Source organism: Pedobacter sp. 05L430, assembly GCF_056397585.1.
The window spans coordinates 1-16,300 of the sequence record NZ_JBFTNT010000076.1; the positions used below are offsets into that span (position 1 = coordinate 1).

Annotated in this window: 11 protein-coding genes; 9 read left to right on the forward strand and 2 right to left on the reverse strand. The window is 37.5% G+C overall.

The features are described 5' to 3' along the window. Positions 1–624: DeoR/GlpR family DNA-binding transcription regulator (locus AC1DG9_RS12690; RefSeq protein ID WP_477634707.1), on the reverse strand; the 624-nt coding region annotated here is incomplete at its 3' end. A gap of 200 nt (positions 625–824) precedes the next feature. Here AC1DG9_RS12690 and AC1DG9_RS12695 point away from each other — a divergent pair. The 8 genes from AC1DG9_RS12695 to AC1DG9_RS12730 all read left to right on the forward strand — a co-directional run bounded on the left by AC1DG9_RS12695 (position 825) and on the right by AC1DG9_RS12730 (position 13,384). Beyond that, on the forward strand, positions 825–2,399 hold the full coding sequence (locus AC1DG9_RS12695) for a glycerol-3-phosphate dehydrogenase/oxidase (RefSeq protein WP_288882026.1): 1,575 nt from the start codon (positions 825–827) through the stop codon (positions 2,397–2,399). 97 nt (positions 2,400–2,496) lie between these two features. Then, positions 2,497–3,393 (forward strand): glycerophosphodiester phosphodiesterase family protein, encoded by an 897-nt coding sequence (locus AC1DG9_RS12700; RefSeq protein ID WP_172661550.1) that lies wholly within the window; start codon positions 2,497–2,499, stop codon positions 3,391–3,393. 88 nt (positions 3,394–3,481) lie between these two features. Next, entirely contained in the window at positions 3,482–4,072 is a 591-nt protein-coding gene (locus AC1DG9_RS12705) for an RNA polymerase sigma factor (protein WP_448104821.1), read from the forward strand. Between the two features lie 81 nt (positions 4,073–4,153). After that, entirely contained in the window at positions 4,154–5,182 is a 1,029-nt protein-coding gene (locus tag AC1DG9_RS12710) for a FecR family protein (protein WP_337717226.1), read from the forward strand. A 107-nt stretch (positions 5,183–5,289) separates the two neighbouring features. Then, on the forward strand, positions 5,290–8,748 hold the full coding sequence (locus tag AC1DG9_RS12715; RefSeq protein ID WP_477634708.1) for a SusC/RagA family TonB-linked outer membrane protein: 3,459 nt from the start codon (positions 5,290–5,292) through the stop codon (positions 8,746–8,748). Between the two features lie 10 nt (positions 8,749–8,758). Further along, positions 8,759–10,324 (forward strand): SusD/RagB family nutrient-binding outer membrane lipoprotein, encoded by a 1,566-nt coding sequence (locus AC1DG9_RS12720; protein WP_288882033.1) that lies wholly within the window; start codon positions 8,759–8,761, stop codon positions 10,322–10,324. A gap of 26 nt (positions 10,325–10,350) precedes the next feature. Further along, positions 10,351–11,937: a DUF5689 domain-containing protein gene (locus AC1DG9_RS12725; RefSeq protein WP_477634709.1), complete on the forward strand. Its 1,587-nt coding sequence runs from the start codon at positions 10,351–10,353 to the stop codon at positions 11,935–11,937. Between the two features lie 34 nt (positions 11,938–11,971). After that, positions 11,972–13,384 (forward strand): calcineurin-like phosphoesterase C-terminal domain-containing protein, encoded by a 1,413-nt coding sequence (locus AC1DG9_RS12730; RefSeq protein WP_172661544.1) that lies wholly within the window; start codon positions 11,972–11,974, stop codon positions 13,382–13,384. Positions 13,385–13,488: 104 nt separating this feature from the next. Here the strand turns inward: AC1DG9_RS12730 and AC1DG9_RS12735 are convergent, their stop codons facing one another. Beyond that, complete coding sequence (locus AC1DG9_RS12735) at positions 13,489–14,637, reverse strand: fatty acid desaturase family protein (protein WP_288882037.1); 1,149 nt, start codon at positions 14,635–14,637, stop codon at positions 13,489–13,491. Between the two features lie 176 nt (positions 14,638–14,813). Between AC1DG9_RS12735 and AC1DG9_RS12740 the strand changes: the two genes are divergently transcribed. Next, positions 14,814–15,824 carry a LacI family DNA-binding transcriptional regulator gene (locus tag AC1DG9_RS12740; RefSeq protein ID WP_172661542.1) on the forward strand — a complete coding sequence of 337 codons (1,011 nt, stop codon included), beginning with the start codon at positions 14,814–14,816 and terminating at the stop codon, positions 15,822–15,824. Positions 15,825–16,300: the final 476 nt, after the last annotated feature.

A 16,300-nucleotide genomic window follows, 5' to 3' on the forward strand; every position in this document is an offset into this window, starting at 1 on the left:
GGCAAGGACAATTATTTTTTGAGATGAATCTATCATTTGTCGGTTTAAGTGAGCTTCAAAAGCGTTTGTTGTAGTTAGGCCAAACTCCAGGTCTATTCCATCAACACCTAAAAACAATTTGCTGCAAAATACATTTCCTAATACATTATCAGAATAAGGGCCTGTAACGGATGATGAGCTTTTTCTTAGTAATCCACCCAGCTGAATTACTTCTATGTTTGAATGATGAACAAGCTCAAGGGCAACATTTAATGCTGAGGTAATTACCGTTAATGAACCTTTTGGTTTAATGCATCTGGCTAGTGCAAGGACAGTAGTGCCAGATGCTATAATGATAGAATCGTTATCTTCTATGAGTTCGGCAGCGCGTGTTCCGATTCTGATTTTTTCTGCAGATTGAAGATGCTCTTTTTCATTTACAGGTTTATCTACTGTATACGGATTGTTTAAGGTTGCCCCYCCATGGGTTCTAAAAAGAAGACTTTTATCTTCAAGTAGTTTCAGATCCTTCCGTATTGTAACAGACGAAACATCGAGTTCTTTGCATAAGCTTTGAACATCGAGGGATCCGTTTATTTGAATCTTATTTAAAATATATTGGTGTCTTTCTGCAATGTTAATCATTAGAGCTAAAATATAAAGAGCTATTAATATAATGATATTTTTCAACTGTAAAGTTAGCTAAGCAATAGAAATAGTTGTCTGAATTTTTTAATTATTTTGTTTTCATTATAAAATAATTATGTTTAGTTTCGTTTTGTTGTTATTGTGTGTTTAAACGAAAGTTTATGAAATAATAGCGGCTTAAATAGAAAATAAACGAAATGATTTTTAATAGAGCAGCATTTATTGAACGCATTGATAGGAAAAGCGATTGGGATGTTATCATTATAGGTGGGGGCGCAACGGGATTGGGAACTGCTCTGGATGCAGCCTCCAGAGGATACAGTACTTTGCTTTTGGAACAGTCTGATTTTGCAAAGGGAACATCAAGCAGAAGCACGAAGTTAGTCCACGGCGGTGTGAGGTACTTGGCTCAAGGTGATATTGCCTTAGTTTACGAGGCCCTGCATGAACGCGGCCTGCTTTTAAAGAATGCTGCTCATTTGGTGAAAGATCAGGATTTTATTATACCATGTTATTCATGGATTTCTAAATACAAATATTTAGTTGGATTAAAATTTTATGACTTGCTTGCTGGTAAAAGTGGGTTTAAAAAATCATCATTTCTATCTGTTGATAAGGTTTTGCAGGCAATTCCTGGTTTAAAACGGGATGGGTTAATTGGAGGTATTGGTTACAGTGACGGTCAGTTTGATGATGCAAGGTTAGCTTTAAATTTGGCTCAGACTACTGCGGAGTATGGAGGTGTTCTCCTTAACTACATGAAGGTAACTGGTTTGGTGAAGGAAGGGGAATTGGTTAATGGCGTTTCGTTCACTGATCTTGAAAGCAGGAAATCTTATTCGTTAAAAGCTAAGGTGGTGGTGAATGCTACCGGTGTGTTTGTTGATGAGATTTTAAAGATGGATGTGCCTTCTGGTAATCCAATAGTGCGACCAAGTCAGGGTGCTCATGTGGTGCTCGACAAGTCGTTTCTGCAAGGCAGTAGCGCCTTAATGATTCCAAAGACATCAGACGGACGTGTGTTGTTTGCTGTTCCATGGCATGGGAAAGTGCTTGTAGGTACTACAGACACGCCATTGGATGAGCACAGTTTGGAGCCTAAACCACTGGACGAGGAAATTGATTTTATATTAAGTACGGCAGGTAAATATCTGAAAAAGGTACCATCTCGGTCTGATGTGCTGGCTGCATTTGCMGGATTACGTCCTTTAGCCGCTCCAGGCAAAAACACCAATAGTACAAAGGAAATATCCAGAAGCCATAAGCTTATAATCAGTAAATCGGGGCTCGTTACCATAACCGGGGGTAAATGGACTACTTATCGGAGAATGGCTATGGATGTGGTAAATAAGGCTATTGAGCTTGGTAAGCTGCCGGCGGCCAAATGTATTACTGAAGGCGTTAAGATTCACGGTTATCTTCCGGGAATTGATGAAGGTGCTTTAGGGATTTATGGCGCAGATGCGGAAGGGATAAGGACGCTGATGGTAGATGAACCAGAATTAAATGTTCCTGTATATAAGGGATACGATTACGTAAAAGCAGAAGTGATCTGGATGGTGAGGAATGAAATGGCACGCTCTATAGAGGATGTACTTTCTCGTAGAATGCGGCTGTTGTTTCTTGATGCAAAAGGCGCGTTACTGCTTGCCCCAGAGGTGGCCAGCTTGATGGCTAAAGAATTAGGAAGAGATACGCAATGGGTGGAAACTCAGATCCTAGAGTTCAAAAATCTGGTGAAACAATATTTATTGAGTGAGATTGAATCTTAATATGTAAAGTGGGCTCTGGCTTAATGAATACTTAACAGAGGCTTAATTGCTTTATTAATAAATTTGCTGAGGTCCTTAACATTTTAAAATAGATAAAATGAAGAATATAATTTGTATGAGCTCTTTAGCATTACTGTGCTTGCTTGGATGTAAAACCATCAAAAATAACAGCTCTGACAAAATTTCTGAATTTCCCGCATTTAGCACTGAAGCACATAGAGGTGGCAGAGGCTTAATGCCTGAGAATACAATTATTGCAATGCATAATGCTATAGATATTGGGGTTACAACCTTAGAAATGGATACGCATATAACTAAAGATGGTGAAGTTGTGGTAACTCACGACGATTATTTAAGCCCAGGGTTTATGCTAACTCCTGAAGGTAAGGAAATACCTTCGGCAGATTCGAAAAAGTATGTTGTATATCAAATGGATTATGATTTGATTAAAGTATTTGATTTGGGGACCAAGCCGCATACAGGTTTCCCTGAACAAAAAAAGATCAAATCTTATATCCCTCGGTTAGCAGATTTGGTTGATTCTGTTCAACAGTATTCAAAGGGGAAAAAACAAATGTTCTATAACATTGAAACCAAATGCAGTCCTGCGGGTGATAACATCTCAAACCCTGAACCCGAGAAATTTGTAAAGTTATTAATGGACGTGATAGAGAATAAGGGAATATCTAGCTATGTAGTTATTCAATCTTTTGATAAGAGAACTCTGCAGATTTTGCATCAAAAATATCCAAAGATAAAAACCTCTTACCTGATAGCAAATAAGAAAACTTTTGAGGAAAATATTGCAGAACTTGGATTTAATCCATTTATCCTAAGCCCTGAATATAGATTAGTTGATAAAGATCTTGTACAGAAATGTCATGCTGCAAATATCAAGGTGATTCCCTGGACTGCTAACACTAAAGAGGATATTGCCAAACTAAAACTTTTAAATGTTGATGGGATCATTTCTGACTATCCAAATTTGCTTTAGTAGCACATTCAAAATAAATTCCCTATTTGGATGGCACTGTGAGTAGTGATTATTTAACATTAGGCTAACATTACATCTTTAATTTTGTTTGCAAAATGAAGAACCAGGGATGTATCTAAAACTTACAGATGAAGAATTGACCGATCTTTTGAGAAAAAATGATTCGGTAGCCCTTGAAACTCTTTTTAATAGGTATTATAAACCATTATGTCATTTTTGTGCTGTCTATACTAAAGATTATGAAGCAGCAGAAGAGATCATTGCCGACTTGTTCATTAAAATTTGGGACGGACGAAGTGATAGCTCTATCCTGAACATTAAAAATTATCTTTTTACTTCAGCAAGGAACCTCTCTATAAACTATAATCAGAAGAAAAAGGATCCGGTTGATTCCATTGAAGATATTTCTTTTCAAAATCACATTTTTGAGGACACCCACACGCCTTTTCGAATACTGTCTGGCACGGAGTCGGTAAGCAAGATACTACGTTTGATTGATAAACTGCCTGAAAGACAAAGGGAGATCTTGCTAATGAGCAGGATTGATCAGGTTGATAAAAGGAAAATTTCAGAGGTATTGGGTATTTCTATAAGAACGGTAGAAACCACTCTATATCAATCAATAAAAGAATTAAGAAGAATGCTAAAGGATTCTACTAACCTTACTTCCCGGGGTTAATCATTTATTAACATAACTTTAATATACTTCGCTACGTAACTGTGCGCTTAAAATCTGTCTTTCATTTTAGAGACAGGTATAATGGAAGACAATAGCTATCAGTTAATAATTGCATATTTTGAAAAAACAATCAGTGATGAGGAGCTAACCGAATTGCATGAGTGGCTTGAACTGCATCCAAATCATCAGGAGCAGTTCAGGGAAACCATGCAAATATTAGAAGCTTCAAAATCTTACTTTAAAAAAGCTGATGAGATAGAGCCAACTAGTTGGAAGCTCATCAGTATCCATATTCAAAAGGAAGAAAAAGGTAACATTGTTAATGTTGGCCGAAAAATACATTGGTTAGCTTACGCTGCATCGATATTAATTGTCGGTTCCATGTCTTTATGGTGGTATAAACACACTTCTTATAAAGAAAGTACTGCAGTAGAGTATACTGAGATTATCAATCCTGAAGGTCAGCAGTCTAAGATTCTTTTACCAGATAGTTCGGTGATTTATCTCGCAGGGGGGAGTAAAATAAAATATAGAAAGAATTTTAATGGCAACAAGCGATCGGTTTCATTGGACGGAGAGGCATTTTTTGATGTAAAGCACCGCAGAAGGCCCTTTGTTATACAAAGTGGTGAGATTTCAACAGTTGTACTAGGAACTTCTTTTAATATAAAGGCATTTGCTTCTGATCATAAAGTGACGGTAACAGTAAATAGTGGGAAAGTGGGCGTGATGAATACCATTGAGGGAAAGAGTCATTTAGTTAGATACCTGACCCCTAATGAACAGATTGAAATCAACACAATAACCGGGCTTTATGCTTTTGACGCCACAGAAGCTACAGACGTAAGTTCATGGATCAAAAATCACTTTGTTTTTTATGGTGTACCCATACATGAAGTTATGTCATCGTTGGAGCATCGTTACGGTGTTAGGATTGAGTTTATTGATTCTGGTATTGGAAATACCAGGGTAACTGCGAAGTTTAAAAACATGCCTTTGAATAATGTTATGGACGAGTTAATGGTATTATCTGGCCTAACTTATACTAAGAAAAACGGGAACATTTATATATATCGTGCTAATCAAAAAGGAGGAAAAACTATGAATTAGATCTACCTGAAGTATAGTAAAGATAGCCCGGAATTGCTGGTAACAATTCCAGGCATTCAAGTCAAAATTTAAACTCAAGAATAAATAAGTATAAACAAAGTAAATATATGAAAAAGTTATGGTTGTTGACCATACTGGTGCTTTTACAATTTTCGTTCAGCATATTTAAAGCCCAGGCGCAAACAAATATAGATAGGACTATCTTCTTCGAAGCCCAAGGAATTACACTAAAAGATGCTTTCTTGCAAGTGGAGAAATTAAGTGGATTATCTATAAACTACAGCAATACGCAATTAAATGATCAGCGTATTGTGAGGATCAATAAAGCAAATCGTTCTGTAAAAGAAACTTTAAACGTTCTTCTAAATGGTACATCCTTTACTTTCAAACAATCCAGTGCCAGTAATATACTTATCATACCTAAGCCTCAAACTAATGGAAAGCTAACAGGTAAGGTGGTTGATGAATCAGGCGCTGCACTTCCGGGAGCTGTTATACGAATAGTAGGCGGGGTAGTAGGACAGACAGAAGATGATGGTAAATATGCCCTAAACGTTGCTCCGGGTATTTATTCAGTTGAAATAAGCTTTATTTCTTATGAAAAATTTATTGCACAGAGCGTTGCGATTAAAGCGAATTMCCTAACTACTTTAAACGCAACATTAAAGCCATCTTCAAATGATTTGTCGGAAGTTGTAGTTACTGCTTTAGGAATCAAAAGAGAAGAGAAATCTTTAGGTTATGCAGTTACTAAGATTGACAGTAATCAATTGACTGATGCTGTTTCTTCAAACTGGAGTGATGCTTTGTCGGGTAAAGTTGCTGGATTAAACCTGGTACGGTCAAACGGAGGTCCGGCGGGTTCCAATAAAATTATTCTTCGTGGCGAAAATAATCTTACAGGAGATAACGAGGCCCTAATTGTACTTGATGGGGTTGTAATTAATAATAGTGGGGGCAGGCGAACAGCAAACGCATCTGACGCTGTTTATGGGACAGGAAGCGATAACATGCCAGCGGATTATGGAAGTAGTGTAAATGACATTAACCCTGAAGACATAGAGAGTGTAACGGTATTAAAAGGCCCGGGCGCAGCAGCCTTGTATGGTCAGCGGGGTGCAAATGGTGCCATCATTATTACCACAAAATCTGGAAATAGTAAGAAAAAAAGACTAGGGATTAAATTTACCTCTAACGGTTCGGTAGAATCGCCAAATCGTTGGCCTGATCTGCAATACGAATATGGGCAGGGACTTGATGGTGCAGCTCATTATTCTTATGGAGCGAGCTCTGATGGTGCAAGCACCAGTGGTACAAGCTCTGCATATGGACCGCGTTTTGATGGCCAGATGTTCTATCAATATGATCCGGTTACTCAAACACAAGGATTAATAAGAACACCATGGGTTCCATACAAAAATCAGATACGTGATTTTTTCCAGACAGGTACCAATTTAACCAATTCATTGACGCTGGATGGTGCTTATAAAAATACTGCAGCCCGGTTATCTATTACTAATCAGAATAATACTTGGATTGTTCCTGAAACTGGCATGGAGCGAACTTCAGTAGCCTTGTCTTTGAATTCAAAAATTACATCTAAATTAAATATATCTGCCAAGGTCAATTACAACAATAGGTTTAGTGATAATTTGCCAGGTAATGGTTATGGGAACCAATCTTTAATGTATTGGTTCATTTTCTGGCAGCCAAGCGCGGACCTGAACTGGTTAAAGAACTACTGGGTTAATGGCAGCGAAAATAAGTTAATTGAATATCCATTCAGCAGTTTTCCTGAAAATCCTTATGCGATATCGCATGAATTCATCAACAGAAGTGGTCGTAATGGTTTAACTGGAAACGTGCAGGCGAGTTATCAATTTACGAATGAATTAAGCCTTCAGTTGCGTACAACAATGGACTTGGCATCGGAGCGTCGTGCTCAGGAACGTCCATATGATGCGGGAAGCAGGCTTCCAACTGGATCGTATCGTGAGCAGAAGATCTATGGTCAGGAAACCAATATAGATTTTTTACTGAAGTACGATAAAAATATCAGTAAGGATGTGAAAATGATTGCAACTGTAGGTGGGAGCCAGTTAAGAAATAAATATAACAAAACAGATCTTAGAGCTGATGGACTTAAGATACCTGGTGAATATACCCTTGAAAATAACTTGTATCCCTTGGTTTCAATCCCAGATACCAGCAGGTATAGAATTAACAGCTTTTACGGAGTATTGTCTACAAGCTATAAGAACTATCTTTACCTGGATATCACTGGTCGTAAGGATTGGAGCAGTGTACTTGCCACACCAAACAGGACAGATAATGTTGGCTTTTTCTATCCTTCAGCTAGCTTAAGCTTCTCTTTATCTGATTACTTTAAATTGCCTAAAGCTGTGAGTCTGGCGAAGTTAAGAGCGTCGGTTTCGCAAGTGGGTAGCGGAGGTACTACACCTTACCGAACTTCATATACCTACTCGCTGGCATCAAACGGAACATATCCTGATAGCGCCCTTGTAAATCCATCAACATTACCCAATCCGAATTTGAAACCGTTAAAAACCACAACTTATGAGTTCGGAACAGATTTGCGGTTTTTTGGTGACCGTTTGGGATTAGATGTGGCATATTATGCAGGCAATACTAAAAATCAGATCCTAACCCGTACAGTAGACCGTTCTTCGGGATACAATACTGCTATTATCAACGCCGGACAAATCAATAATTCGGGTATTGAGGTGGCACTTAATGCTATTCCAATAAAACACCGGAGTGGATTTATGTGGAGTACCTATATGACTTTTGCTGCGAATAGGAATAAAATTGTTTCCTTGCCTGACAGTTCTATTATTCTAAGGACCGGCCCGATTGCCGGGGGACAGATTGTAGCAAAGGTTGGTGGAAGTATGGGTGACCTTTACGGAAGAGGATACGTGCGTTCGCCAGATGGGCAGATCGTATATGACCCGGTAACAGGTAATGCAAAGATTACTTCTGATGTAGTTTATATTGGAAATACGACACCTAAATTTAAATTTAGTTTTGGTAATAATTTTAATTACAAAAGATTTAGTTTAAATGTGCTATTTGATGCACAGGTAGGTGCAGTAGGGCATTCTTTGCTAAACTATAAAATGGTGGAGCAAGGCAAATTAGCCAGTACTCTTCCTGGTAGGTATAGTGGTATTATTGGTAAAGGAGTAATTCAGAATCCTGATGGGACTTATCGGCCAAATGATGTAATTGCTTATGATATTGATGATTATTATCGTTCGCACATGGGGTCAGAGAATGCAGAGGGTAGCACTTTCAGTACAGATTTTATTAAATTCAGAGAAGCCAGCCTTAACTACTCATTTCATCCGAAATGGTTAGTAAATACAGGATTATCCTCGGTAACATTGGGTATTTATGGTCGTAACCTATTTATTTGGTCGCCATGGCCGATGTTTGATCCGGAGTTTGGTACCCTTAGCGGATCAGATATTGTGACGGGTTTTGAGATTGGGCAATTTCCATCAACCAGAACTTTTGGATTTAATTTAGTTGTTGGAATTTAATTATTAAAAAATGAAAAATATCATATATAAAGTTTTTGGAGGTTTGTTGTTGTTATCGACTATTACCCTTTCGTCATGCGATAAAGACTTTGAAGGGATAAATACAGATCCTATTAACATTATCAATACTATACCTGAAAAGCTTCTTGCACCGTCACTTGTGAATACTTTGAGCGCAAACATGATACGCAATCGTAATTTTAATAACGAGTTAATGCAGGTGACTGTGAGCATAAGTGATGGGGATGCTACCGTAATGCGGTATGAATTTGGACGTACCTGGTCTGACTACCTATGGAATAGCTGGTACATACAGATAAACAACTTTAAAGACATATACAATCTGGCAGGCGAACCTGAGAATTTAAATCCATCATATCAGGGTATCTCACTTATTTGTCAGGTATGGGTATTTTCAATGCTTACAGATACTTATGGCGATGTACCTTATGCACAAGCAGGAGAAGGAAGAAATGGTATTGTTGAACCTGCTTTTGATAAGCAAAAGGATATTTACCTAGATCTGTTTAAGAAACTTGAGGAGGCTAACATTTTGCTTGCTAAAAACACTTCAATTGAAAATTTAAGTGATCCGGTATATAACGGAAACATAGACAAATGGCGCAAGTTTGGAAATTCACTATATCTAAGACTTTTGCTCCGTGTTTCGGGAAAAGCTGATGTTGCGCCTACTAGTATAGCTAAGATAAAGGAGATTGTAGATACTAACGCAGCTAAATACCCAATTATGAGTAATAATAACGAGTCTGCGGTATTAAAATGGACAGGAGAAGCGGGAGTAGGTGCTTATGTAAACCCTTATGTAAACGGCATTAGGGTTCAAGATTTCAGAACCCCTGCTATGTGCAGCTTCTTTATTAACAGGCTTCGTGATTGGCAGGATCCACGTGTTGATATTTCTACGTATGGTGATAACAGTGTTTGCCGTTTGGGTATTAACCCTACAGGGTCTGGTATGTCGGGTGTACCAAGTGGTTATTCTATAGGTGCCGGGGCTGTTAAACGCTCGTATTTTTACTCGAGCGATCAAGAAGTAGGCGGTAAGGCTGCAGGGGCAAGGTCGTTGCAACAATCGCCATTAGCGGGAATAATAATGAACTATGCTGAATTGCAATTTATCTTATCAGAAGCGGCATTGAAAGGATGGGTCAGCGGATCTGCGGAGACCTATTATAATAAAGGAATAGCTAATGCAATTAATTATTGGGTACCTACATTCGTCGCAGATCCATCGACAGCTGTTTTTAAAAAATATGTAACTGAGGCGGATATAGACTGGAATGCCGGCCTATCGGAAGATGAAAAAATGGAGCAGATCCATATCCAAAAATATTATGCTTTGTTTTTGGTAGATATGCAACAATGGTTTGAATATCGTCGTACAGGTCATCCGGTATTACCTAAAGGACCAGGATTGAAAAATGGAGGTGTAATGCCAGCCAGAATGACTTATCCGGTGTATGTGCAATCGGCTAATCCAACCAATTATCAGGCTGCCGTGGCTGCACAAGGACAAGACGAAATATTTACTAATGTATGGTGGCAAAAACCATAGACCAGCTAAAAATCGAAGATACTCACATGAAGAAAATAATATTTAACAGCATCATTTTACTCGCGGTAACCCTGGGCTGGTTAGCATGCAAAAAAGAGAATTATCYGGGCGGAACAGTTAGTTCTTACCTTCCTATATATGATCTTAGAAATCTATATAAGGGAGTAGATCTTACCCTTAATGCAGATAATATGTTTGGATCAACAAGTGTAGAAGGGATTGTGATTTCGGATCACTCCGGACATAACCTACCTTCGGGGCTTTTAGTGATAGAACAATACAGACGCCTAGGCTTGGTACGAGGTATTTCTATACCCATAGGAGCAGCAGCTGCAGAGTATGCACCTGGAGATTCGGTCCAGATAAATATTGCTGGTAGTGTGCTTAAACGCTTAGATGGTATATTGCAAATTACCGGGGTGAGTTCTAGTGCGATAACGAAAATTGCAACTGGTAGGCCAATTCCAAAAAACAGAGTAGCGAGTAGCAAAATCAAAGAAAATCCAAATGATTATGAAAGTACATTTGTAGCTATTGTAAAGGCAAGTTTTGACCCGGCAGTAGAAAGCACTGCAACATATGCTGGGGATAAACCTATTAATGATGGCTTTGATAACATTACCTTGCATACCGAGGCTACGGCGACATTTGCCAATGCAGGGAATCTTAATTTTAATGCAGTTTATTACGGTATTGTTTTCAATAAACAAGATGTGAATGGAAAACTTACTCCTGAGCATCGGATACGTACCTTAAAAGATGTTAAAGCATTAAGTTCAGTGCCAGAGGTTGCACCGGTGATTATTACCGGTTACATGGCCGATGTTAAAGGTGGAGATGGAAATTATGAATATATGCAATTTAAGGCGACTAAATTTATTGATTTTTCAGTAACACCTTATTCTGTAGTTGTTACGAATAATGCCGGTGCAACGAACCCAACAGGCTTCCCAACTTTAGGCTGGGCAACTGGTAGTCGCGCTACAACTGGAAATTCAAGAACATTTAAATTCAACCTAACCTCAGGAACTGTAAACAAGGGAGAGTTTTTTTATGTAGGCGGTGCCGGCAAAATGATCAATGGATCGGGGTCTACATCTATGAGCAGTAGTAAGTGGATCCGGGCGTTTGATTATACAAAAAGTGATGGTGATGGTTTCGGACTAAAAACCACTGGTTTATTTGCTAATAGTGGCAATGCCTCAGGCTTTGCTATTTTTGAAGGTACAGAAATCGACGTGAATACAGATCCTGTAGATGTTGTGTTTATTGGTTCAGGAGGGAGTTTATACAATGCAGAAACCGGTTTGGGCTATCGTGTAGCCAATACTGACCTATATGATAAGGTAGATGTTTTGTCAGATAATCTGAAACCTACTCCTTTTTACCTCAGTGGCACAAACACGATGAATTTTATTTATACTGAAGCCGATAAGGGTTACTTTAATAAGTTAGGGGGTATCTATGATGTTGCATTAGGAAAATGGATGAAAGCAAGACGTCAGGTTGCAATAGAATTAACTAAAACTTCAGCACTTAGTGAAATTGAAGGAGTGTTTCCAGGACCCTCGGAAGAAAATCCTGAAGGTTATCCATCTACAGTAATCAAATAAATAGCCAATTGAATTATAATGATTGAAATAGAAGATGAATAGAAGATCCTTTATACAAAGCTTTGGCTTAATTACGGGCTGTGCCTTTATTACACTAAAATCAAGCGCTTTTGATAATTTAAAGCGAAATAAAACTATAAGCGGCAAAGTAAGTTCGGGAAAGAAGGGAATTGCTAATGTTGCTGTTTCTGATGGATTTTCGGTGGTGCTTACAGATTCAAGTGGAAATTATTCGATTACACCTCATGAAAGAGCCAGCAGTATCTTTATGAGTACCCCTTCAGGATATGAATTTAAAACTGATTATAATGTTGCCAGACAATATGAGAAGTTGGGCAGCAAAAATGAATATGATTTCGTGTTGCAACCGCTAAAGGTAAAAGATGATAAACATACTTTTATCATTTGGGCAGATCCTCAGGTTAAGAATAAAAAGGATGTGGCGCAGATGATGAACACTACTGTGCCTGATGTTCAGCAGCTGATTGCGTCTTTTCCAAAAGATACCCTAGTTCATGGCATCGGTGTAGGTGATCTGGTATGGGACGATCTTACACTGTTCAAAAATTATAATGAAGCGGTGAGCCAGATGAACATTCCGTTTTTTCAGGCACTAGGAAACCATGATATGGATTACCGTATGGGAGGAGATGAAACTTCGGATAAAACCTTCAAGGAAATGTATGGGCCAACCTATTATTCATTTAATCGGGGACAGGCACATTACGTTGTACTGGACGATGTGCGTTATCTGGGCAATGAGAGGGAATACGATGGTTTCATAACAGAAGATCAGCTCAACTGGTTAGAGAAAGATCTTAAACAGGTATCTAAAGACAGTTTGTTAATTATCAACCTCCATATACCGGTTTATAACCAAGTGAAAAATAATACTGATTTTTATGCTCTTTTAAAAGAATATGATAATGTACACATTATGTCTGGGCACACCCATGTGAATGCTAATAACATTTCCAATGGCATCTTTGAACATAATCATGGAGCGGTATGCGGAGCATGGTGGACTGGCCCGATCTGTGGAGACGGAACACCCAGGGGGTATGGGGTATACAATGTTGAAGGGAATCAGTTAAAGTGGTATTATAAAGCTACCGGAGAAGATAGAAACGAACAAATGCGATTGTATGTGGATAAACTTACAGATCAGATGCGATTGATTGTGAATGTGTGGAATTGGGATCCTCAATGGACTGTAAGTTATTATCTTGATGGAGAGACTCTAGGCTTAATGGAGCATCAATTGGGCCTTGATCCTATGGCAATTGAACTTTACAAGGGACCTGAATTGCCGAATCCGAGAAAGTTTGTTGAACCAAACCAGACTGATCACTTATTTGTTGCTCATTTTAAACCATCTGTAAAAAGGGTTAGAGTGGTAGTTAAGGATCGTTTTGGAACTGAGTATAAGAAAGAAATAACTGTTTAAGGTATACTTACTATAGGATAATATCGTCATTCTGAATTTGCTTCGGAATGACGATTCCCACTTATTTAAAACTAAAGGTTACGATATAGCCACATTAAAGTATGCTATAGATATGCTGCAGACACTTTCCGTGTAAATAAGCAGGAAGATTTATTAATGTATTTGTTTTCAGCATAAGTTTCTTTTCCCAATTTGCGAAGTGTCTTGTAATGGGATACCAATGCTGCGCCAAAAGTGGAACTTTCGATGTAAGGTAATCCAAATTCTGCTGCGGTTTCCTTAACAATCCCACCAATGGCAGGATAATGTATATGGCATACTTTAGGAAAAAGATGGTGTTCTATTTGTCTATTTAATCCTCCGCATAGAAAGCTAGTTAATTTACTGTCTGTTGCAAAGTTGGCTGTTGTTCTCATTTGATGCTCAGCCCAGGCCTCTTCAATATTGCCATGGGTATCCGGATTTGGAAAGCTTGTGCCTTCAACCACATGCGCTAATTGAAAAACAAGGCCTAATACAAGTCCCTGTGAAAATTGCATTGCTAAAAACCCAATTAGAAATTGCCACCAGGTGACGTCAAGTATTATTAACGGTAGGACTATAAATAGGAAATAATAGATTCCTTTGTAAAAAAAAAGCTTAAAATATTCAATTTTTGGGTGTGTTAAAACATGCTCACCTATTTTCTTTTGAAAGAATTTTTTATAGTCCTTTCTAAATACCCAAGATAGCATAGCAAAGCTGTAAAGTACAAATGCATAAAAATGTTGATAACGCTGAACTCTATTAACAGTTTCAGCATCTGAAAAACGAATTAGACCTGGCGCCACATCAATATCTTCATCATGTCCTGCAATATTGGTATAGGTATGATGTACAATATTGTGGCATATATTCCAAACATATGGGCTTGCACCAATTAGATTAAAAACAAAACTGAAGATTTTATTAACTGCCAAGTGAGGTGAAAGTGCCTTGTGGATGGCATCATGACAAACATTAAACCCGACAAAAGCACCAAACATACCTAAAATAATAGCTAGTAAAAGCATAATAGGGAGGCTTAAACTAGCGGTAAGAATTAATAAATAAGTACCTACAAGACCTGTAAGAAAAAAATAAGCCTTAAACCACATTTGTCCATTTGCATAGGTAGAAACATTGTTTTCAGTAAAGTAAGCATCAACTCTTGAACGTACAGTTGCATAAAATGCAGATTTATTGGCATTAGTAAACTTGACCTTTTTCGTCATGAATTGTTCTCCCTCTTCTTAATATTGTCTATATCCCTATGATATTCAGCTAATGTACCATAAATATGCAGACATGGTGTAAACGTTATATTATTTAATTACGTTAATACTATGAGTTTAGATTTTCATCTATATTTACCGTGAATTAGTGATTCTATATAAATCATTAAAATTGGATGGATAACGTTAATATAAAGCAATTAGCTAAGGCACTAAATTTATCAACTTCAACAGTTTCAAGAGCTTTTAGAGATAATAGCGATATTAGTAAAGAGACGAAAGAGCGGATATTAACGATGGCAAAGGAGCTAAATTATCAGCCTAATCACCATGCCAGCAATTTAAGAGAGCAGCGAAGCAGAACTATTGCAGTAATTGTTCCTGAGATGGCAAATAACTTTTTCTCTCAGGCTATACATGGAATAGAGCGTGTAGCAAGAGAAAAGGGCTACCACATTCTGATCTATGCTACAGATGACGATTACCAAAAAGAAGTATCTTTTATCAGACATTTACATAATGGGAGGGCAGATGGAATTATAATGTCTGTTTCAGGTGAGGCTAATGACCATAATTATTTAAATGAGCTTACGCAAAAACGTTTACCTCTTGTTTTCTTTGATCGTGTTTACGAAGATATTATTACACCCAGAGTAATTACTAATGATTATGACAGTAGTTTTTCTGCTACCCAACATTTGATTAAGCAAGGATGTACCCGTATAGCTTATCTGGTTATCAATAAAAACCTTTCTATAGGTAAATTTAGGATGCAGGGATATATAGATGCATTAGTAAAATATAAGATACCTTACGATGAAGACCTTATAATTGATTGTACAAACAGCTACCCAAAAAATAATGTGATTTTGAAAAAGGTACTTACACAGTTAAAACCCGACGGTGTTTTTACTTCCGTTGAGCGCCTTGCATTTGCAACCTATTACGCTTGTTATGATTTAAAAATTTCTGTTCCTGAGGAGCTCAAAGTAATAGGCTTTTCTAGTTTGGAGATTGCTCCTTTATTGAACCCTTCATTAACAACAGTTACACAGCCGGCTACAAAAATTGGTGTCGAAGCAGCCTTGCTTTTGTTTAAAATGCTAGAAGATCCATCCTCGGTAAATCCAAATGAAAAGATCGTCCTTAATTCAAAACTAATCAAGAGAAGATCGACCGAAATCTGAGGTAAAACCTGAATAAAAAGAGTAACGATCCAGCATCCAAAAAACGATACTTTTTAACGAAAAAACAGAGCTGCTTTTTATGGTCTATTTTGCTTTTTTTTTTCAAAAAAAAATGGCGATTTTCTGATTTCACGCAGAATTTCATTCCAAATCATAAGGAGCGGCAGTAAAATATGTTGAAAATTTCGGGAACGTTCCCGGTAACGTTCCCGAAGAAATGATCAAAAATATGTAAGTGTAAAATATACACTAAATAGCTTTATTTTAATTTGTAAATTATTTATAATCAAATAATTATTAATTTTTTAGGTTGTTTTATGGAAAATTAGCTTGCAAATTTATAAAGCTATTTTTATTGTTTTGAAGTATAAAATATGGTGTTAAAAAAAAATATGATATAAAATTTTGATTTGTCAAGTGCGCTTGTAAATTTACCATAACTGTTACATACTGTTAACATTAACCAAATATTACAC